Genomic DNA, 20,190 nt, shown 5'->3' on the forward strand with positions numbered 1-20,190 from the left:
GACCGTCAGCGAGGTGATCCAGCAGAATGTGCTGCCCCGAGGCAATGGGAACGCGAGGAGGAGCTACCCGAACGTCAGCTTCGGCGGGGCCTGGCGGAAGCCCTTGGTGCGGAAGGCCAGGAAGGCAATGCCGACCGCCATCCAGCACAGGCCCACGATGAACGAGGTCGGCGCCAGGGAGGTCCACAGCCAGATCGTCAGTCCGAAGCCCACCAGAGGCAACAGCAGGTACTTCACTACGCCCGCGGCATCGCGGAGCTTGCGGTCCCAGAAGAAGAGCTTGATGACCGAGAGATTCACCATGGAGAACGCGAACAGGGCGCCGAAGCTGATCATGGTGGCGGCAATCTCGAGGCTGAGCACGAGCGCCAGCAGCGACACGGCGGAAACCGTGACGGCGGCCAGCACCGGAGTGCCGAAGCGCGGGTGGAGCCTGCCGAAGGGCCGGGGCAGCAGGCCGTCGCGGCCCATGGCGTAGATGATGCGGCTGACACTGACCTGGCTGGTCATGGCGGAGCCGATGCAGCCGGCCACGAACATCGCGATGAAGAAGGCGCTCAGCACGGGCCTGCCCACCTTCTCCACGAGCTCGATGCCGGCGGTGTCCAAGGCGGTGAATTCGTGCCAGTCCGGGATCACCAGGCCGCCCACCCAAGCGACCACAATGAAGATCAGGCCGCCCAGGAGCGTGGTGATGACGATGGCCCGCGGGATGTCCCGCTGCGCGTTCCGGGCGTCCTCGGACAGGGTGGAGACGGCGTCGAAGCCCAGGAAGGACAGGGCCAACACGGCCGCGCCGGCAAAGATGGGGCTGGCGCCGGCCGAGCCGAAGCCGAACGGCGCGGTGACGGAGGGCGCCGGGTTGCCGGAGAGGTACGACATGGACAATGCCACGAACACGATGATGATCACCACGGACACGGCCACGATCACGCCGCTGAACTTCCCCACGAACTTCACGCCCAGGGCGATGAACGCCAGCACCAGCAGGATGCTCACCAGCGCGAAGACCCAGGCCGGGATGGCCGGGAACGCGGCGTTCATGTACAGGCCGATCAGCAGGAAGTTGATCATCGGCAGGAACAGGTAGTCCAGCATCAGTGTCCAGCCGGTTACGAAGCCGAGGTGGCCGCCGAAGGTCTGCTGAGTGTAGGAATAGGCGCTGCCGGCAGCCGGGATGGCACGCGAGAGCTTGGCGTAGCTGAGGGCGGTGAAGAGCATTGTCGCAAGGGCCACCACATAGGCGGCGGCGAGGTGCCCGTCGGTGATCTGGGTGACCGTGCCGAAGGTGGTGAACACCGTGGGCGGGGCCATGTAGCTCAGGCCGAACATGACCAGGGCGGCCAGGCCCAGGACGCGGCGCAAATGGGGCTGATTGCTCGCCGGGGCGCCGGGGGAAGCGGCGACCGGGGCGGCGTGGCTTTCGGAGTTCACGGACATCGTTGTCTTTCAGGTGGGGAGGGCTTGCGCCCCGCGTTGGGGAGGGCTTGCGCCCCGCGTTGGGGAGGGGCTGGTTGGGAGATGTGCGGCTAGCGCACGGACTGGGGCAGCTTCTGGAAGGTGGGGCGCCCGGCGAGCCACGTCCCCAGGACCTCGACGCCGGCAATCCGCTCAGCGGGCAGCGTCGCCGGGTCGTCGGCGAGCAGCACCAGGTCGGCGCTTATGCCGGGACGGAGGGTCCCCCAGGAATCTTCGGCGAAGGCCTGGTGGGCGACACCGGCGGTGTACGCCGCGAGGGCGGTCTCGACGTCGACCCTTTCGTTGGGCAGCCAGCCGCCCTCGGGGAGGTGGTCGGGCGTCTGGCGGGTGACCGCCGTCGCGAGTCCCGGCACGGGGTGGTGTCCGGTGACGGGCCAGTCGCTGCCGAAGGAGATGGTGACGCCGGCGGCGGCGAGGGAGGCGATGGGGTATTGCAGCGCGGCGCGGGGTTCGCCGAGCCGCGGGATGGTGAGCAGCTGCATGACGTCGTCGGAGCAGGCCCAGAGAGGCTCGAAGTTCGCCACCACGCCGAGGTCGGCGAAGCGGGGAATGTCGGCCGGGTCGATCACCTGCAGGTGGGCGATCACCGGGCGGCGGTCGCGCGGGCCGTTGCGGCGCTGGACTTCTTCGAGCCCGTCCAGGGCCATGCGCACGGCGCCATCGCCGATCGCGTGCAGGTGCAGCTGGAAGCCGAGCGCGTCGAAGGCGGTCATGGCGTTGTGCAGGTCCGCGGCGTCCCAGTTCGGCAGGCCGCTCTCGCCCGGGGCGTCGGCATACGGCGCCAGCATGCACGCCGTGTGGCTTTCGATGATGCCGTCGATGAAGAACTTGACCGTGTTGGCGGTGAGCAGCGGATTGTCGAGCACCCGGACCCTCCCGCGGGCGGCGTCGAAGGCCTCGGGCTGGTGCTGCCAGCCGGCCGGGTCGGCGCGGAAGGCGAGGTTGAGCCGGGTGGCCAGGCGTCCGCCGGCGGCTGCGGCTTCGTATGCGGGCAAGTCGTCCAGTTCCACCCAGGCGTCCTGCACCCAGGTGACTCCGGCGGCGGCGTAGCGTTCGGAAGCGGCGGCCAACGCGTCCACCCGCTGCTGCAGGGAGAATCCGGGGGCCACGCGGGCCACGAGGTCGATCGCCCCGGGCTCCAGGAGTGTCCCGAGCGGCGTGCCGTCCGGGCGGCGGGCGATGCGTCCGAGCGCCGGCTCCGGGGTATCGCGGTCGATGCCCGCAGCCTTCAAGGCCGCGCTGTTGACCCACACCGTGTGGTAGTCCCAGGCGCGCAGCAGCACCGGGCGGTCGGCGACGGCGGCGTCCAGCCATTCGGCGTCGAACATCCCGCCGGGGGCGATGGTCGCGTCGTAGCTGGCACCGATGATCCATTCGGCCTCCGGGTGGGCGTCCGCCCATTCCCGCACGGACGCGGCGATCTCCTCGACGGAACCGCAGCTTCGGATCTGCGGGCCGAGGTCTTCAAGCCCGCCGTAGAGCGGGTGCGCGTGCCCGTCAGCGAACGACGGCGACAGGTAGCCGCCTGCCAGGTCCACCGTTTCGTCGGCCTCGCCGAGCAGCGCGAGGGCGTCCTCGCCCACGGCGGTAATGACGCCGTCGCGCACGGCGAGCGCGGTGGCGCGGCCGCCGCTTGGCTTAGCTGCCGGGAAGGACGCTGCGACGGTGCCGCCGTGGAAGATGGTCAAGCTCATTGCCGCTCCAAATAAATTTAACGGGATTAAATTTCCTGAATCGAGGATAGAGTGTGATTGAGGCAACAAGCAAGGGTGAAGGGAAAAATGTCTGAAACGCTGGAACGCCGGGCGGGCAGGCCGGCCAAGAACGTCCTGAACCGGGAGCTCATCCTGGCCACGGCCATCACCGTCCTCAACCGCACCGGGCCGGAGGACTTCACCATGGCGGCCCTCGCCAAGGAACTCGGCGTCAAGACCCCCGCGCTTTACCACCACGTAGGCGGCAAGAACGACATCCTGGCCGGCATGCGCCAGTTCGTCACGGCCGGCATCGACTACGAAGTGTTCAAGACCCTGCCCTGGGAAGAGGCCACCATCATCTGGGCGCGTTCGTACCGCGCCGCCTTCGCCGCACACCCCTACGCGATCTCGCTCCTGGCCACGGTCCCCGTCACCGGCGCACACCCCACCCTGGTGATGTACGAGGAGGTGTCCAAGGGGTTCCGCGCCGCAGGATGGCCCGAAGCGAAGATCGTCAGCGCCATGGTGGCCCTGGAGAACTTCATCCTCGGCTCGGCCCTGGACGCCGTGGCGCCGCCGGACATGATGGAACCCGGGGATTTCGCCGCCGACGTCCCCGTCTACACGAACGCGCTGCGGGCCGGGGAAAGCAAGGATTCTTCGCTATCCCGCGCAGACCAGGCCTTCGAACTGGGCCTCGCCGCGCTCGTGGCCGGCCTGGCCTCGTTCAAGGCATCGGGCCTGCAGGACCGCGAAACGCCCTGATTCCGCCCGCTGCGGAGGCCTTGCGGGAGTAGCGTTTCCCTATGAGTGAGCAGAAGCCGGACGACGTCTACACACACGGCCACCACGAGTCCGTTGTACGGGCCCACGCCTCGCGCACCGCGGAGAACTCCGCGGCCTTCGTCATACCCCACCTCAGCTCCGGAACGTCGGTGCTCGACGTCGGCTGCGGGCCAGGCAGCATCACCTGCGACTTCGCGGAGCTGGTGGCTCCGGCACGCGTCGTCGGGCTGGACCGTTCGGCCGATGTGGTGGCGCACGCGGCGTCGCTGGCGGCCGACCGCGGCGTGGAGAACGTCGAATTCCGCACCGGCAACATCTACGACCTCGATTTCGGGGACGAAACCTTCGACTTCGTGCACGCCCACCAGGTGCTGCAGCACTTGACCGATCCCGTGGCGGCGCTGCGGGAGATGCGCCGTGTGGCGAAGCCGGGAGCCATCGTGGCCGTGCGCGACGCCGACTTCCACGGCATGAGCTGGTACCCCGAGGTCCCCGAGCTGGACGACTGGATGGAGCTGTACCAGAAGATCGCCCGCCGCAACGGAGCAGAGCCCGACGCCGGCCGCCGCCTGGTCTCGTGGGCCCAGCAGGCGGGATTCACCGAAGTCGCGCCCAGCAGCAGCAACTGGCTCTACGCCACGGCGCAGCAGCGCCGCTGGCAGGCGCGGGTGTGGAGCGAACGCGTGCTGCACTCGGCGTTCGCCGAGCAGGCCCTCGAATACGGCTTTGCCCAGGAGGCCGAGCTGGCCAGGATCGCTGCGGGCTGGCACCGCTGGGGCTCCACCGACGACGGCTGGTTCCTGATCCCGAACGGCGAGGTGATCGCCCGGGCGTAGGGGCTGGGCTTCCGGGCTCCGGGCTCCGGCTTCCGGGCTCCGGCTCGGGGACTCCGGCGCTTGTACCCGCAGAAATGTTGTTTACCCGTTCAAATTTGAGGGGGTCAACAACATTTGGACGGGTCGTTTCCGCCCGGTTGTCGTCCATCGCAGGAGTCTGCCATGGCCCGCGTCGCACGAAAGTTTTCCACATAGCCCGGCGTCCCCGTTCCCCGCCGCGGACCGCCTGAATAGCCTCGAAGCATGAGCTACCACTACGGCGAAGAGCCGCCTCCCTACTTCACTGCCGAGCCTTACTCCGCCGAGGTTGACCAACTAGACTTGGTCAACATGGGACAGTACAACGTCCAGGACGCCAAGACGCGTCTTTCCGAGCTTCTGAACATGGTCGAACACGGCGAAGACGTGGTGATCGCCAAGGCCGGGAAGCCCGTTGCCCGGCTGGTCAGGATCATTCCGCCTACCAAGCGCCGCCTGGGCTTCGTCAAAGGGCAGCTGCCGGATGGTTTCCTCGAGCCGACGGGTGAGGAGGAACTGGTCCAATGGGAAGCACCAATTATCTCCTCGACACCCATGCCCTGATCTGGGCCCTGACCGAGCCCCGGAAGCTCTCAGCCAAGGCACGGCGGACCATCCAGTCACTCGACCACCACCTTGTGGCCTCGGCGGCCACCGCGTACGAACTCGCCTACAAGCACAAACTCGGCAGGCTCCCCGGACTGGACGGACTCCTCCTCGGCTACCCCCGGCACATCGCCGAGCTTTGCGACGAGGAGCTCTCCGTCCGCAGCAACCACGCCCTCACGGCCGGGCAGTTGGAATGGGATCACAATGACCCCTTCGATCGGCTGATAGCGGCACAGGCGATCGTCGAATCCATGGTCATAATCACAGCCGACCAGGCATTCCATGACTTCGGGCTGGTGGAAACCCTCTGGTAGCTGCGGGCTAAGCTGGATCAGTGCAGCTTTCCCTTTGGCTGGCCCTTGTCGGCGCCGGTACCCTGATCAGTTTCACTCCCGGCGCGGGCGCCATTTTCACCATGAGCAACTCGCTCAACTCGGGCTTCCGACGCTCCATCTGGGGCATCCTCGGCCAGCAGTTGGCACTCGTCATCCACATCCTGATCGTGGCGCTTGGCGTCGGCGTGCTGGTCTCGAACTCTCCGCTGATCTTCAACGTGATCCGCTATGCCGGTGCCGCCTACCTGGTTTACCTGGGCATCCGGCAGTTCCTGCACAAGCCGGACCTGGAGAAGGAGCAGGTGGACAGCCGCCGCAATGAGCCTGCGCTCTCGATGTTCCAGCGCGGCGTCTGGGTGAACCTGCTCAACCCCAAGGCGATCGTGTTTTTCCTGGCCTTCATGCCGCAGTTCATCCGCCCGGAGCAGCCGCTGTTTCAGCAGTATGCGGTGCTCACTGCCACGGTCCTGGCCATCGACATCATGGTGATGTGGTTCTTCTTCGCCCTCGCCGCCCGCTCCTTCCAGCGCTTCACCCACAACGAGCACGGCCAGAAGGTCCTCAACCGGATCTTCGGCACTCTCTTCGTCGCGGTGGGCATCCTGCTGGCCGTCATCCACTGAGAGCCCGGACCACCAAGCGCGCCCGACGCCGGCAAGGAGCCCTGTGAACGCCAAGCCATCCGCGAACCCCGCCGCGACCGGCACCCGGGCAACGTCCGCACCGCTCTACGCCGCAGGCTTCGTGACGGCGTTCGGCGCCCACAGCATCGCCGCCGGCATGGGTGCCCAGAGCGAAAACATCGGCCTCACCCTACTGGGCCTGGGCATCCTGCTCGCGGCCTACGACATCTCGGAGGTCTTCCTCAAACCCGTCTTCGGCGCCCTGAGCGACAGGATCGGCACCAAGCCCGTGATCGTGGCCGGACTGCTGGCCTTCGCAGTGCTCTCCCTGCCCGGGCTCGGGGGCGGCGGGCCTGGGGGCAGCGATCCGCTCATGCTCGGCATCGCGCGCCTGGGGCAAGGCGCGGCGGCATCGGCGTTTTCCCCGGCCGCCTCGGCGATGGTCGCCCGGCTGAGTGCCGGCAAGAACGCCGGCAGCCGCTTCGGAAAATACGGTTCCTGGAAGAGCCTGGGCTACGTAACCGGCCCGCTGCTGGGCGCCGGCCTGATCTTCGCCGGCGGCTTCGCCCTGCTTTTCGGGGTCCTGTCCGCACTGGCAATCGCGGCCGCCCTCTGGGTCCTCCTCGGCGTGCCGCACCTTGAGCCGCTCCCCCGCCAGCGCTACACCGTCGTCGACCTCTTCCGCCAGGTCACCGAGCGGCGCTTCCTGGTACCCACGCTGGTCCTCGCGGCGTCGATGGCGGCCATGGGCACGGCGATCGGTTTCCTCCCCGCGCTGGCCACCCGGCACGGCCTCGGACCGGTGGCGGGTACGGCAACGGTCAGTGTCCTGGCCATCGCATCGCTGCTGACCCAGCCGCAGGTGGGCCGCATGCGGGACCAGGGACGGATCAGCGACGGCCGGGGCATGGCCGTGGGCCTCCTCCTCACCGCCGCCGGGGTGGCGGTCATCGCCGTCGCGCCCGGTCCGGTGACGCTGTTCATTTCGGCCGCGGCCATCGGCACCGGCGTCGGCATGGCGACGCCGCTGGGCTTCGCCCACCTGGCAGACACCACTCCGCCCGAACGCATGGGCCGCACCATGGGATCGGCGGAACTGGGCAGGGAACTGGGCGACGCCGGCGGGCCGCTCCTGGTGGGCGGCGTGGCCGCTGTCAGCGCACTGCCGTTCGGGCTCGGCGCCCTCGCGGTCCTCGTCGCCGCAGCCAGCCTCCCCCGGCTAAGCGCCAGCCGAAAGCCCCCAGGCTAAAGCCCCTGTTTGCGCGCCGGTCCCAGGAGTAATCTCGGTCCATGGCCGCCGTAGTGAGCATCACGGGCCTGACGAAGAGCTTCGGGCATTCCATGGCCTTGGACGGGCTGGACCTTGACGTCAGCGAAGGCGAAGTCCATGGTTTCCTGGGCCCAAACGGCGCAGGAAAGTCCACGACGCTCCGCATCCTTCTCGGGCTGCTCCGAAGCGATGCGGGCACCGTCCGCGTGCTCGACGGCGATCCGTGGCGCGACGTCGTCACCCTCCACCGGCGCATCGCCTACGTTCCCGGCGACGTCAGCCTCTGGCCCGGACTGACCGGCGGCGAGGCGATCGACCTGCTGGGCAGGCTGCGCGGCGGACTGGACGACAGGCGGCGGGCGGAGCTGCTGGAAACCTTCGAACTGGACCCCACTGTCCGGGGCCACGCCTATTCGAAGGGCAACCGGCAGAAGGTGGCGATCGTCGCTGCGTTTTCCTCGAACGCGGAGCTGCTCATCCTCGATGAACCGACGTCGGGCCTGGACCCGCTCATGGAGGCCACGTTCCGCGAGGAGATCCGTCGGGAAAAGGCCTTGGGCCGCAGCGTGCTGCTCTCCAGCCACATCCTCGCCGAGGTGGAGTCCCTCGCCGACCGGATCAGCATCATCCGCAAGGGCAAGGTGGTGGAAACCGGAAGCCTGGAACAAATGCGCACCCATGCCCGCACCAACGTGGCCGCCACCCTCAGTGACGGCGCCGCGCGGCTCACCGCAACACCCCGCCTCGCGGCGGTGCCCGGCGTCGACGGCCTGCGGATTGACGGCAGCCGGGTCCAGTTCAACGTCGACGCCGCCGGGCTCGCGGCGGCGATGAACGTGCTGTCCGGCCTTGGCGTGACTGCCCTGACGGTCACTCCACCGAGCCTCGAGGACCTCTTCCTCCGGCACTACGGCGAGCGCGGCGGGCAGGGACGGCCGCAATGACCGGCCGTCACGCGGCGATTCGCGCCGCCGCGGCCCCGCTCACCGGAACCCCGCTGACCCGAACCCCGCTCGCCGGAACCCCGCTCACGGGAACCCTGGCACTGCTGCGGCACGCGGTCCGGCTGGACCGGTGGAAGCTGCTGCCGTGGCTCCTGGTGATCGGGATCTTTCCCACCGTGAGCTATTCGGTGTACGGGTCCTTGTTCTCCACGCCGCTGGAGGCCAAGGCCCTGCAACTCAGCCTGGGCACCAACCCGGCCTTCTCGCTCCTATTCGGCCCGGCCATGGACCTCGGAACGGCTGCGGGCTTCACCGCGTGGCGCGTCCAGATGTTCGGGATGTTCTTCGCGGCCCTGATGGCGGTATTCACCGTCACCCGGCGCACCCGGGCCGCAGAGGAATCCGGCCGGGCCGAGCTCCTGGATTCCGGGGTGGTGGGCCGCCACGCCCGGCTGGCGTCCGCCGTCGTGCTGGCCTGGCTGGCGTCCGCCGCTGTGACGGTGCTGGTGGGGCTCGCACTGATGGTGGCCGGTTCGCCGCCGGCTCCGGCGTTTGCGCTCGGAAGCGCCTTCGGCGGGACGGGGCTGGCGTTCGCCGGGGTCGCCGCCGTCACCGCGCAGCTCGGCTCGACCGGCCGGACGGCGAACACCCTCGCCGCCACCGTGCTGGGCGTCAGCTACCTGCTCCGCGGCCTGGGCGACACCCTCGACGATTCAGAGTGGCTGCTGTGGACCAATCCGATGGGCTGGGCGGAGCATATCCGGCCGGCGTCGGAGAACGACCTCCGGCCGCTGCTGCTCCAGCTCGCGGCGGCCGTTGCCCTGGCCCTGCTGGCGGCCGGGCTGGAATCGCGGCGGGACTTCGGGATGGGCTTGATTGCGCCCCGGGGCGGGCCCGCCCGGGGACGGCTGGGCACCTGGGGGCTGACGACGCGGCTCAACCGGGGAGCCTTCCTGACCTGGGGCGTCGTGTTCGTGGCGCTCGGCTCGGTGTACGGGCTGGTGGCCACCACCATGTCCGGGGTTTTCAGCGGCAATCCCTTCGTGAAACAGATGATCGCCTTCCGCTTGGCCACCGAGGAACAATTGTTGTTCGCCTTCGTTCAGGTGCTCCTGCTGGTGCTGGCCTTCATCGGCGGAGTGTTCGGCATCCAGGTCATCCTGCGCTTCCACACCGAGGAGGACGAGGGGCGGGCCGAATGGATGCTCTCGGCACCGTTGTCCCGCCTGTCCTACGTGGTCCCGACCATCGTGCTCGCCGCCGTCGGCCCCGCCATCGGCATGGCCGCCGGTTCGTCAGCACTTGCCACCTCGGCCCGGCTGGCGGGATCGGAGCTGGACACGGCGAAGGTGGTGTTCCAAGGCCTGGCGGAGGTTCCCGCGCTGTGGCTCGCGGCCGCCGTCGCGCTTTTCCTGGTGGGGCTGGCTCCGCGCGCACGGGCGGGGGCCTGGCTGGTGCTGGTGTACTGGCTGCTGCTCACCATGTTCGGTCCGGTGTTGAAGGCGCCGGACTGGCTGCTTGGCACCAGCCCGTTCCACGTGGTGCCCAACGTCATGGAGTCCAGTCCGGATTGGCTGCCGGTGGTCTGGACGCTGCTGCTGGCCCTAGGCCTGCTGCTCGTCGGGCTGGCCGGATACCGGCGCCGGGACCTGCTCAGCCGCTGAGCGGGCCCCGGCGTCCTCAGCCTCAGAACTCCGTGCGGGCGGCGAGGGACTTCTGCGAGCGGATCTGCCGGGCGAGCATCAACTGGCTTTCATCGCGGATCACTGTCGGATCGGACGACGGCGGCGTGAGGCCTGCCGCGGCGATCTGGCCGCGGGCGTCGTCGTCGACGGCGAAGCCCCACTTCAGGAAGAAGTCGCCAAGGTCCGCATTCGCCGCCTTGCTGGCCCAGACTACGAAGTTACGCAGCCGGTGCACCTCGTCCCAGTAGTCACCCTTGGGCGGGCGCTGTTCGCGGATGATCTTGTGCAGGGTAGGCCAGAAGTTCTTGAAGCCCAGGCGGAGCTGTTCGAACATCACCAGCTTCTCCATCGAATCGAAGGTGCTGCCGTACACCGCGCCTTCGCTGCCGATCTTGGGCACCGCGCTTTCCCACGGGCTGAGGCCGGTATTGGGGTCCGGCACGTGCAGCCGCGGCTGCTGGCCGTATTTCTTCGCGAAACTGGCGTTCACTGCAAGCGAGTAGATGTTCACCGTGACCTCGGTGAGGGAGGTGGGTTTGTAATTCACCTGCTGATGCTGGTGTCCGAGTTCGTGGTAGATGCCCCAGCCGCGCATCCGCAGGCCCTCGACGGTGAGCAGCCGGTCCTGGATGGGCGGCGGGAAGGAGGTGTGGCCGTGTGTGGCATAGGCGCCGACGCCGGAAATCGCCGCCGGGTATCCCACCAGGTGGTAGGGGTGCGCCTGGCGGGCGTGCAGCGGCGTTGAGCCATCGTAGCCGCTGGTGGCGTCTTCCACCGCGATCAGGTCCTCGAAGGTCTGCATCAGCTCGGAGTGGTTCTCGTTGCGGTAACGCAGCGCCGAGGCGCGCTCCACGGTAACGGTGGCGTGCGAGCTGACCAGTTCCACAAAAGGCGTGGGCCGCTCGTCCAGCTGGCGCTGGTAAGCGAGTTCACTGGTGCGGCCGTAGACGAAGTAGGGCATGGGCTGGGCGGCGGCGTCCAGGACGGCGTTCACGTAGCCGGAATCGCCGATGACCTTGTAGTAGACTACCCCGCCGCCGGCGTCGGTGATGGTGTTCTTTCCGCGCTTCAGGACGTACTCACGCGGCTTCTTGAACTCGGCCCGGCCGTCGGCGTCGGGGGCGCCGACCACGAGCACCGCCTGCGGGGCCGTGAGCGCCTTGACCGTCACCATCATGGCGGTGTTGGCCGGAAGGTAGAAGCCGGTGGACTGCAGGTTTGTGGCGCACAGGGCGATCTGCAGCCGGTCTTCCTCGGAGGTGTGGGAGTCGGGCAGCGCCGTGACCAGCTGGCTGCGGGACTGTTCGGCCCGGGTATCGGCCGCGGCGCCGGTGGCGGACCATGGGACCAGGAGTCCGCCGGCTACTGCCGCCATGGCTCCCAGGGCAGTGCGGCGGCTGAAGGAGGTGCCCGGCGACGGTGCGGCCGCGGGGACGCCTGGGAGGAAATCGGTAATGGTGCTCTGGCTTTCACGCATGAATCATCCTTCGCTTCGGTTTATTCACTGTGACTGGCATCACGCGGTTAAAATGAAAGCGCTTTCTATTTGATATGGCAAGAGAAACCCTGAATTGATTGGAAAGTGTTCAGTTCGTGGTGACTTGAACAGAAAGCGGTTACCGTCCGGCGTGACACGCAGGCCGGAAACGTGACAGGAACGGAAAGCCACAACTAGCCAAAGAGCGGCGGCAGCGGCAATGCTTGCAGCATGTACTCAGCGTCCCGCCCGTATCGCATCATCGCCGTCTGTACCGGCAATATCTGCCGCTCCCCCATGGCGGAATTCATGCTGGCGGAAGCGTTCGACGCCGCGGGGCTGGGCGACGTCGTGGTGGTGGATTCGGCGGGAACCACGTCCTACGAGGTGGGGCGGCCCATCGACCCCCGCGCCGCCCGCAAGCTCTCGGCCCACCGCATCGCCTCGGGCTCCCACGTTGCCCGCGTCTGGCAGCAGGAATGGTTCCGGGACCGCGAGCTGATCCTGGCCTTGGACGTTGACCATTACGGCTGGCTGCAGCAGGCCGCCCCGGGCCCGGCAGAGCTGGCGAAGATCCGGATGCTGCGCAGTTTCGACCCCGCCGTGGCCGGCCGTAACACCCTGGAGCTTGGCATCGACGATCCCTGGTACGGCGGCCACCGCGACTTCGACGCCACGTGGGACCTCATCAACGCAGCCATTCCCGGCATTGTCGGATTCACGAGGAATGTCATCGCCGGAAAGCAGGACGACACCCAACAGGTACGCTCTATTCCATGACTCCAGCACCCGTGATCATCGCCGTCGATGGCCGCTCAGGAGCAGGAAAGACCACGCTGGCCGTGGAACTTGCGGCGCGGCTGCGCGAGCACCACAAGGTGTCGCTCTTCCATCTTGAGGACATCTACCCCGGCTGGAACGGGCTCGCCGCAGGCATCGAACGCTACGTCACCACGGTCCTGGCGCCGCTGCGCCGTGGCCTGGCCGCCGAGTGGGTCAGCTGGGACTGGGAAATGCACTACGACGGCGCCGGCCACACCACCCTCCCGGCGGAGATCGTCGTCGTCGAAGGCGTGGGCGCGGCCGCCGAGGCAGCCCGTCCCTTGGTGGACGCTGTGGTCTGGGTGGAGGCACCCGAGGAGGACCGCCGCCGGCGCGCCATGGACCGCGACGGCAGCGGCTACGAACCCTACTGGGACACCTGGGCGGCCCAGGAACAGGAATGGCTGGACACGGACGACGTCCCCGCCCACGCGGACATCCACGTCCTCAACCGCGCCAACGGGGACGCCCCGGATGACCTGATGCAGGCCCTGAACTACCTCCCGACGCTCTCCGCTGTCCTCACGCCGGAGCTCTCCGCGCGGCGTGGCCTGCGGCTCCTGTCCGAGCGGATCGATGCCGCACCCAAGGCTGAGGCCCTGTTCCAGGCCCTCTGCGGGAACTCGGAAAACGCCGTGTGGCTGGATTCCTCGAACGCGGCGGAGGCGCCGGCCGGCGGGCAGGCGGCGCCTTCCGGGGCGGCGCCATCCGAAACAGCGCCGTCCGAAGCTGCGGCCCGCAGCCGCTTCAGCATCCTGGCGGACGACGGCGGCACCTTCGGCCAATCGGTGCTGCACCGCTCCGGCAGCACCCGGGTGACCGCGGGATGCGCCACCGCGGAGGTCTCCTCCCCTTTCTTCCGCTGGCTGGACACCGTGTGGGGCCGCCGCGCCGTGCGCGCCCCCGAGGGCTACGACTGCGAATTCACGCTCGGCTGGCTCGGCTACCTCGGCTATGAACTCAAGCGCGAAACCGGCGGCAACAACGTTCCCTCGGACACCCCGGACTCCGCGCTCCTGTTCGCCGGCCGTGCCGTGGTGATCGACCACCAGGAGGGTTCCGTGTGGCTGCTCGCCTTGGACGCTCCCGACGCCGGAGACTGGCTGGCGCACGCCCGCTCGGCCGTGCTGGACGCCACCAAGCCGGGGGCCGCAGTCGAGCCCCCTCGCCCCGGGCTGTTGCCGCCGTCGTTCGCCAGCCGCGACAGCCAAGCGGACTACCTCCGCAAAATCAAGGAAGCCCAGCAGGAGATCACCGAGGGCAACAGCTACGAGGTCTGCCTCACCACCACGGTCAGCGCTGCGGACCCGGGGCTCGATCCGTGGCAGACATACCTTGCACTGCGCCGCCGGAATCCCGCGCCGTTCGCCAGCTACCTGCGCTTCGGCGGGCTCACGGTGGCCAGCACCTCCCCTGAGCGTTTCCTGCGGATCACCTCCGACGGCGCCATGCGGGCCGAGCCGATCAAGGGCACACGCGCCCGGGCCAACGATCCCGTGATCGATGAGCACCGCCGCAAGGACCTGGCCGGCTCGCTCAAGGACCGGGCCGAAAACATCATGATCGTGGACCTGCTTCGCAACGACCTGAGCCACTTCGCTGTGCCGGGGTCCGTGACGGTGAGCCGGCTCTGCGCGATCGAAAGCTACGCCACGGTGCACCAGATGGTCAGCACCATCGACGGGCAGCTGCGTCCCGGCGCACCCCGGGCCGAAGCGGTGGCCGCCGCCTTCCCCGCGGGCTCCATGACCGGTGCCCCGAAGATCAGCACCATGGACATCCTCGACCGGCTCGAGGACGGCCCGCGCGGCGTGTATTCGGGAGCCATCGGCTACTTTTCGCTCAACGCGGCGAGCGACCTCGCGGTGGTGATCCGCACCCTGGTGATGGACAACGACGGCGGCGGCGGGCGCACGCTCTCGCTCGGCGTCGGCGGCGCCATCACGGCCGATTCCGACCCGGCGGAAGAGTACGAGGAGATCCGCACCAAGGCCTTCGGCGTGCTCTCGGCGCTGGGCACGGAATTCCCCGAGGACTGACTCCCGCTATCCGGAGCCTGCCGCTCGGCCCCTCCGGGAGGGGAGAACTCCCCATGCGCACCCGGTGCACCGCCCGTGCGTTCCCCGTAGGGTTGGGGACCATGAAGAGACTCCTCGCAACGATCGCCGTCGCCGGCGCGTGCCTTACCGCCTGCTCTCCGGGCGGCGCCGGCCCGGCACCCAGCAGCACGCCGCCAAGTCCCTCGAACAACGCCGGCCCCTCGGGCAGCGCTGAACCCTCGGGTGGCACTGAGGGCACGCTGTCGTCGGCTGCGGCAAGCGGCGTGAAGGAATCCTGCGAACTCTTCAACTCCCTTTACGCCGAGTACGCGGCCACCGGCAAGGACGACGCCAATGGCTTCGACGACATCTACCTGCGCGCCGACGACGCCAAGGAATCCGCTCCGGACGAAGTGTCCGGGCTCTTCGACGCCCTGAGCCTGCTGGCCCTGGACCGCTCCCTCGGCGACGCCCCTTCCCAGGAGTCCAAGGACGCCATCCAGAACGCTTTCCTGGCCAGCTCCGGGCCGTGCACCGCCGAAGGCGTCACGCTCAAGATCTGAGCTTTCCCGGCACGCAACAGACGCGCGGGCCACCTTTCTGGGTGCCCGCCGCTTCCGCTGTATCTACAGGACTCAGCCCAGGCTGATCGCCCCGACGATTTCCTTCAGGCGGTCCGCGCGTGGTTCCTTCCCGGCGTCGGCCACCGGCCAGACCACCAGGACCCCGATGAACCGCTCGTTCTCAAAGACGCCGACGGCGGAGGCCACCTTCGCGGTTCCGTCGGGATCCTGGAAACCCACCATCACGGCGTAGGAGTCCTTGCCGGGCAGGTCCAGCGAGCCTTCGGCGAGTTTGGTTCCGCCGCGCTCGTCCAGGTAGTAGACGGACATGAGGTGCGCCCATCCGGTGGCCTGGGGCGCATCCTTGACGGCGCTGTCGTCCTTGATGAGGGTCACCAGGACGCCGCCCAGGAGTCCGTACTGCTCGGTGTCGGGCCCGGCGGTGGATTCGGGGAGGGCCTGGGTGAATTCGGGGAAGTCTGCGGTGAAACCCAGCGGGGATTCAATGTGGACTGTCATGTGGTTGCTCCTTCTGTGAGGGACTCGTAGCGGCCTGCCTGGGGGCGGGCCTAGAGCTTCTCGAGCTTCGTGTCGTTCTCGACCTTGTGGTAGGTGCTCACATTGGTGGTCACCTGGCTCTCGGTGCTGACCTTGACCTCCCCGGCCTTGAGGTCGACGCCGGCCTCGTTCTTGGCCGTCACCACGCTGTTCACCTGGACCGTGGCGGAACCGTGGTCGTACAGCTTCGCAGCATCCGATGCCGCGGCAACGGTGTTGCCCGTGGCGACGTTCCGCATGTAGCTGTCGATGATTTCCTTGTTCTCCGGAGTGTAGTCAACATCGATCTTGACCGTGCCCTGGGTGCCGGCCGTGATGCTCGACTCGGCGCTCCCGACGCCCTTTGCCTCCACGCCATCAACGGCGCCGGCGGCCACTGTGCCCTCGAGGGACAGGGAGACGGAGTCGATGTTGTTGTCCTTGTCCATGTTGACCTCAAGGCCGCCCTTGCCGGAAGCCTCGAAGCGCCGGCCGTCAAGGTCCAGCTGGCCGGAGGCGGACACCTCGCCGCTGGCCTTGGACGTTCCGTCGCTGAGGTTCTTTTCGTAGGACAGGTCCAGCTTCACGCCGCCTTCGGCATCCGTACCGGCCTTGCCGGATGCTTCGAGGGACAGGGTGCCCTTCGCCTTGTCCACATGGCCGTCTGCGCCGTTGTCTTCGGCGGCATCGTTGATCCGGTCGAGGACATAGCCCGGCGGGTTCGTGGCCACATCCTTGACGTCGCCCAGGCTGTCCGGCGGGAGCTCCTTGAACATCTGCGCACGGGCCGCCGCGGCCTCTTCGATGCTGTCGAACTTGTACTCCCGGGAGACCTCGCCGCTGAGCGTGGCCCCGGCGGTTCCGGACGGATCGTTCACGCCCAGGCCCAGGTTGCCGTGAACCTTCATGGTGGCGGAACCGTCGGCGTTCTCCACGATTTCCGTGCCCACCTCGGCACCGCCGTGCACCCAGGCGACCCGGGCTTCGATTGCGGCCTTGGCGGACTCCTTGTAGACCGGGATGTCGGCTTTGGCCTGCTCGTGGAGGTATTTGCGGGCCTCGGCCTGGGCGGAATCCGGGACTCCGCCGTCCATCTCCATGATCTGTTTGGCGGTCTCTTCGTTGCTGAGCAGGTATTTCCTGTCCTCGTCGGACAGGCTGTTCCACCACTTCGCCTGCTCTTCCGGGCTGGCCTTGGCCATCTTCTCCGCGCTCTCGGCGAGTTCCTTGCGGTGCTCTTCCTGCTCAGCCGCTTCCTTGGCCCGGTCCTCCAGCCACTTCCGGGCGGAGTCGATCTTTTCCTGGGCCTTCTCCGCGGAGCTCATGCTGGTGCTGCCGGTGCTGCGGTCGGAAGCCTTCTCCTGCTCGTCGGCGTGCTGGCGCAGGATCTTGGAATTCTGCCGCAGGCTCTCCACGACCTTGTCCAGGCTGGGGCGATGGCGGCCGGTCCAGTCGTGCTTGAAGCGTTCGGCGTCGTTGCCTTTCCAGGGGGCGGCCATGATCTGGCCCTGGAGGGTCGCTGCCTTGGTGCTCAGCAAGGTGGCTGCCTTGTCAGCGGCCTTCGCCAAGGCCCGGAGCTGGTCTACATCAGCGCCGTAGAATGTCATATTTCCCCCGGGGAAGAGTGCGGTGGTTGTACAGCTTGGTACCCAAGATCGTTGCATGTTGGCCGCGGCGCTGCCATGGGCAACACTGCCCATCCCCGCCGCCCGCCCATTACCAGGCGCGGGCTATTGCAGGGTCGCAGTCAGCCTCGCCACGTTGTCCACGTATTTGGCGAGCATCGGCCGGTGGAGCCAGTCCCCCAGGGTCAGTTCGAAGCTTTCCTCCCGGTAGCCCTGCTCCACCGAGCGCATCAGGTCCACGGTTTCCGCGCCCAGCAGCATCACCGAGACCTCCATGTTGAGCGAGAAGGAGCGCATGTCCATGTTGCTTGAGCCCAGGACCGACACCTCGTCGTCGATGGTGAAGTGCTTCGCATGGAGCACGAGGGGCGCCCGGTAGAGGTAGATCCGCACTCCCGCCTCCAGCAACGCCTCGTAGTAGGAACGCTGGGCATGGTGGACCAGGAACTGGTCGCCCTTCTCCGAGACGAACAGCTCCACGTCCACCCCGCGCTGGGCCGCGGTGGTGATGGCGTAGAGCAGGGAATCGTCAGGCACGAAGTACGGGCTGCAAATGGAAATGCGGTGCTGGGCCGAGTAGATCAGGGTGTTGAACAGGCGCAGGTTGTTCTCCGTGACGAACCCCGGGCCGCTGGGCACCACCTGTGCCGTAACCCTGCCGCGGCGCGGGTGGTCCGGCAGCTGGAGCTGGGATTCGAGGGATTCGTCGGTTTCGCTGAGCCAGTCCGTAGCGAACACGACATTGAGGGTCGCCACGATCGGGCCGTCCAGCCGGGCCATCAGCTCGACCCATTTGCGGCCGGCCCGGCGGTGGCGCGGGTTGTTGTAGGAGGGCTCGATCAGGTTCTGCGATCCCGTAAAAGCTGTGACGCCGTCGATCACCAGGATCTTGCGGTGGTTCCGGAGGTCCGGGCGGCGCCACTGGCCATGGATCGGCAGGAGCGGGAGCATCCGCTTCCACTGGATCCGGCTGGCCCTGAGCCGGCGGATCAGCCGGCGGTAGCCGCTCACCCGCAGCGTGCCGATGTGGTCGAACAGCAGTCGCACGCTGACGCCGCGTTCCGCCGCCTTCTCAAGCTCGCTGAGCAGCCCGTCCGTGACGGCGTCGCTGCTCATGATGTAGAACTCGGCGTTGACGTAGTTCCGGGCACCGCGGATGGCTTCGGTCATGGCGTCGATCGATTCCTGGTAGCCGGGGATCAGCTGCACCGAATTCCCGTCCACCATGGGCAGGGAGCCAAGCCGGCGGTTCAGTTCGGCGGCCGAGCTCACCCATTCCGGTCCGGAGTATTTGCTCACGACGTCGGCCATCGCCGAGGCACCCGCCCGCACCCGCTCATTCACTTCAGCCTGTTGCTCCCGGCGGCGCCGGGACAGCCGGAAATTGCCGAAAAGCAGGAAAAGCACAAAGCCCACGGACGGCACGAGGAAGACAGCCAGCAGCCACGCCATGGCCGTGGTGGGGCGCCGGTTTCCGGGAATAATGCCCAGGAGCACGATGCGAAGGATGATTTCCGCGAGCGCCCACGCGGCCAGGGGCCATGTCCAATCGGTCCCCAGCTCGAAAGGAAAAAGCACTCAACCCCCCGATTCCGATAGCCGTTAGGGTCCAGCGTAACCGGCGGATCCCGGAACATTCTGCTGGATCACCCGGTTCGTGCGTGCAATCCGGATCGGGTTTCCGGGGATGCCTGGCCTGGATGCTGAAAGTGATCCAGCAGAATGTGCGCCTGGCCATGGACTTCCCGCTGGAAGGCCCCAGTTAGGGGCGCCGTTCCCACACAGTCACTGCCCGCAGCGCCGCACTAAGCTGGTGGCATGACTCTCCCCGCCCCCACGGTTCTCGTGTTCCTTGATCCTGCCTTCGAGGACGGCCGCATTGCCGACGCCACCCAGCCCCAGCTGATGGCAACGGACCTGGGTGCCACCCGTGGTGACGGAGTCTTCGAATCCCTGCTCGCCGTCGGCGGCCATGCGCGGAAGGTGCATGCACACTTAAACCGGCTGCAGGCTTCGGCCCGTGCGCTCGATCTCGTAATTCCGGAGCAGGAGGCCTGGCGCCGTGCCATCGAAACGGCGATCACCGAATACCGCGGGACCTTCCCTGCCCCGGAACCGGAATCCGACGAAGTGGTGGTCAAGCTCCTGGTGACCCGCGGCGTCGAAGGCGCTGCTGCTCCCACCTGCTGGATCCAGGCCTCGCCGTCCCCCGCGGGCAGCCGCCGGCAGCGGGAGACCGGGATCGATGTCGTCCTCCTGGACCGCGGCTTCGACGCCGAGGCGGGCGAGCGGGCCCCGTGGCTGCTGCTCGGCGCCAAGACGCTGTCCTATGCAGTGAACATGGCGGCACTGCGCTACGCACACAAGCAGGGGGCCGATGACGCGATCTTCATCTCCACCGACGGCCGCGTCCTGGAGGGCCCGACGTCCACCGTGCTGCTGGCATATGTGGAAACGCTCGACGACGGCAGCGGCTCCCAGCGCACCGTCAAGCGGCTGGTCACCCCGCAGCTGGACAGCGGCATCCTGCCCGGCACCTCCCAGGGTGCCCTGTTCGCCAAGGCCAAGGAGGCCGGCTGGGAACTCGGCTACGGTCCGCTGGTCACCCAGGACCTGTACGACGCCGACGCCGTGTGGCTGATTTCCAGCATCCGGCTGATTGCGCCCGTCAACCACGTGGACGGCCATGAGATCGGCAGCCCGGCCCTGCGCAAGCAGCTCACGGACGAACTGAACGAGCTCTTCGCCGGGATTGAATAAGGCGGCAAACAAATCCCGGACATTTCCGCCGTGTCAAGCCTTATCGACATTAATTAACACTGAAATCCTCGGCCGCAAAACGATA

Annotated in this window: 18 protein-coding genes; 12 read left to right on the forward strand and 6 right to left on the reverse strand. The window is 67.7% G+C overall.

The genetic code is table 11. The features are described from left to right. Positions 1-63: 63 nt before the first annotated feature. The gene (locus ACNQPB_RS13010; RefSeq protein WP_498752303.1) at positions 64-1,434 is read right to left on the reverse strand and encodes an APC family permease; all 1,371 of its coding nucleotides are present in this window, start codon (positions 1,432-1,434) and stop codon (positions 64-66) included. Between the two features lie 95 nt (positions 1,435-1,529). Further along, positions 1,530-3,173: an amidohydrolase gene (locus ACNQPB_RS13015; RefSeq protein WP_498752305.1), complete on the reverse strand. Its 1,644-nt coding sequence runs from the start codon at positions 3,171-3,173 to the stop codon at positions 1,530-1,532. A gap of 87 nt (positions 3,174-3,260) precedes the next feature. On the opposite strand from ACNQPB_RS13015, the gene ACNQPB_RS13020 reads away from it, so the two are divergent. The 8 genes from ACNQPB_RS13020 to ACNQPB_RS13055 all read left to right on the forward strand — a co-directional run bounded on the left by ACNQPB_RS13020 (position 3,261) and on the right by ACNQPB_RS13055 (position 10,261). Further along, positions 3,261-3,941: a TetR/AcrR family transcriptional regulator gene (locus ACNQPB_RS13020; RefSeq protein ID WP_498752306.1), complete on the forward strand. Its 681-nt coding sequence runs from the start codon at positions 3,261-3,263 to the stop codon at positions 3,939-3,941. A 41-nt stretch (positions 3,942-3,982) separates the two neighbouring features. Beyond that, positions 3,983-4,798 (forward strand): methyltransferase domain-containing protein, encoded by an 816-nt coding sequence (locus ACNQPB_RS13025; RefSeq protein ID WP_498752308.1) that lies wholly within the window; start codon positions 3,983-3,985, stop codon positions 4,796-4,798. A gap of 243 nt (positions 4,799-5,041) precedes the next feature. Then, positions 5,042-5,380 carry a type II toxin-antitoxin system Phd/YefM family antitoxin gene (locus tag ACNQPB_RS13030; protein WP_498752310.1) on the forward strand — a complete coding sequence of 113 codons (339 nt, stop codon included), beginning with the start codon at positions 5,042-5,044 and terminating at the stop codon, positions 5,378-5,380. Continuing rightward, positions 5,341-5,739, forward strand: a complete 399-nt coding sequence (locus ACNQPB_RS13035; RefSeq protein WP_498752312.1) for a type II toxin-antitoxin system VapC family toxin — start codon at positions 5,341-5,343, stop codon at positions 5,737-5,739. Before ACNQPB_RS13030 ends, ACNQPB_RS13035 begins: the two co-directional genes overlap by 40 nt. A gap of 20 nt (positions 5,740-5,759) precedes the next feature. Further along, positions 5,760-6,383 (forward strand): LysE family transporter, encoded by a 624-nt coding sequence (locus ACNQPB_RS13040; RefSeq protein ID WP_498752314.1) that lies wholly within the window; start codon positions 5,760-5,762, stop codon positions 6,381-6,383. 43 nt (positions 6,384-6,426) lie between these two features. Then, positions 6,427-7,632 carry an MFS transporter gene (locus ACNQPB_RS13045; protein WP_498752316.1) on the forward strand — a complete coding sequence of 402 codons (1,206 nt, stop codon included), beginning with the start codon at positions 6,427-6,429 and terminating at the stop codon, positions 7,630-7,632. A gap of 41 nt (positions 7,633-7,673) precedes the next feature. Further along, positions 7,674-8,597, forward strand: coding sequence for an ABC transporter ATP-binding protein (locus tag ACNQPB_RS13050; RefSeq protein WP_498752318.1), 924 nt, complete (start codon positions 7,674-7,676; stop codon positions 8,595-8,597). Then, a complete protein-coding gene (locus tag ACNQPB_RS13055; RefSeq protein WP_498752320.1) occupies positions 8,594-10,261 on the forward strand; it encodes an ABC transporter permease in 1,668 nt (555 codons plus the stop codon). Before ACNQPB_RS13050 ends, ACNQPB_RS13055 begins: the two co-directional genes overlap by 4 nt. A gap of 22 nt (positions 10,262-10,283) precedes the next feature. Here the strand turns inward: ACNQPB_RS13055 and ACNQPB_RS13060 are convergent, their stop codons facing one another. Then, positions 10,284-11,759: a M60 family metallopeptidase gene (locus ACNQPB_RS13060; protein WP_498752322.1), complete on the reverse strand. Its 1,476-nt coding sequence runs from the start codon at positions 11,757-11,759 to the stop codon at positions 10,284-10,286. A 231-nt stretch (positions 11,760-11,990) separates the two neighbouring features. Between ACNQPB_RS13060 and ACNQPB_RS13065 the strand changes: the two genes are divergently transcribed. The 3 genes from ACNQPB_RS13065 (at position 11,991) to ACNQPB_RS13075 (ending at position 15,183) form a co-directional block, all read left to right on the forward strand. Beyond that, a complete protein-coding gene (locus tag ACNQPB_RS13065) occupies positions 11,991-12,539 on the forward strand; it encodes a low molecular weight protein-tyrosine-phosphatase (protein WP_498752323.1) in 549 nt (182 codons plus the stop codon). Beyond that, positions 12,536-14,620, forward strand: a complete 2,085-nt coding sequence (gene pabB, locus ACNQPB_RS13070; protein WP_498752325.1) for an aminodeoxychorismate synthase component I — start codon at positions 12,536-12,538, stop codon at positions 14,618-14,620. The genes ACNQPB_RS13065 and pabB overlap by 4 nt, the downstream gene beginning before the upstream one ends. Before the next feature lie 101 nt (positions 14,621-14,721). Continuing rightward, on the forward strand, positions 14,722-15,183 hold the full coding sequence (locus tag ACNQPB_RS13075; RefSeq protein ID WP_498752327.1) for a hypothetical protein: 462 nt from the start codon (positions 14,722-14,724) through the stop codon (positions 15,181-15,183). A 72-nt stretch (positions 15,184-15,255) separates the two neighbouring features. Here the strand turns inward: ACNQPB_RS13075 and ACNQPB_RS13080 are convergent, their stop codons facing one another. From ACNQPB_RS13080 to cls, 3 genes are all read right to left on the reverse strand, one after another. Further along, positions 15,256-15,702 carry a hypothetical protein gene (locus ACNQPB_RS13080; RefSeq protein ID WP_498752329.1) on the reverse strand — a complete coding sequence of 149 codons (447 nt, stop codon included), beginning with the start codon at positions 15,700-15,702 and terminating at the stop codon, positions 15,256-15,258. 50 nt (positions 15,703-15,752) lie between these two features. Beyond that, positions 15,753-17,327, reverse strand: a complete 1,575-nt coding sequence (locus tag ACNQPB_RS13085) for a hypothetical protein (RefSeq protein WP_498752331.1) — start codon at positions 17,325-17,327, stop codon at positions 15,753-15,755. Between the two features lie 123 nt (positions 17,328-17,450). Then, positions 17,451-18,923: a cardiolipin synthase gene (gene cls / locus ACNQPB_RS13090; protein WP_498752333.1), complete on the reverse strand. Its 1,473-nt coding sequence runs from the start codon at positions 18,921-18,923 to the stop codon at positions 17,451-17,453. 240 nt (positions 18,924-19,163) lie between these two features. On the opposite strand from cls, the gene ACNQPB_RS13095 reads away from it, so the two are divergent. Beyond that, a complete protein-coding gene (locus ACNQPB_RS13095; RefSeq protein WP_498752334.1) occupies positions 19,164-20,105 on the forward strand; it encodes an aminodeoxychorismate lyase in 942 nt (313 codons plus the stop codon). Positions 20,106-20,190: the final 85 nt, after the last annotated feature.

The sequence above is a fragment of the Curtobacterium sp. LFS079 genome (genome assembly GCF_047977865.1).
Taxonomy (GTDB): domain Bacteria; phylum Actinomycetota; class Actinomycetes; order Actinomycetales; family Micrococcaceae; genus Arthrobacter.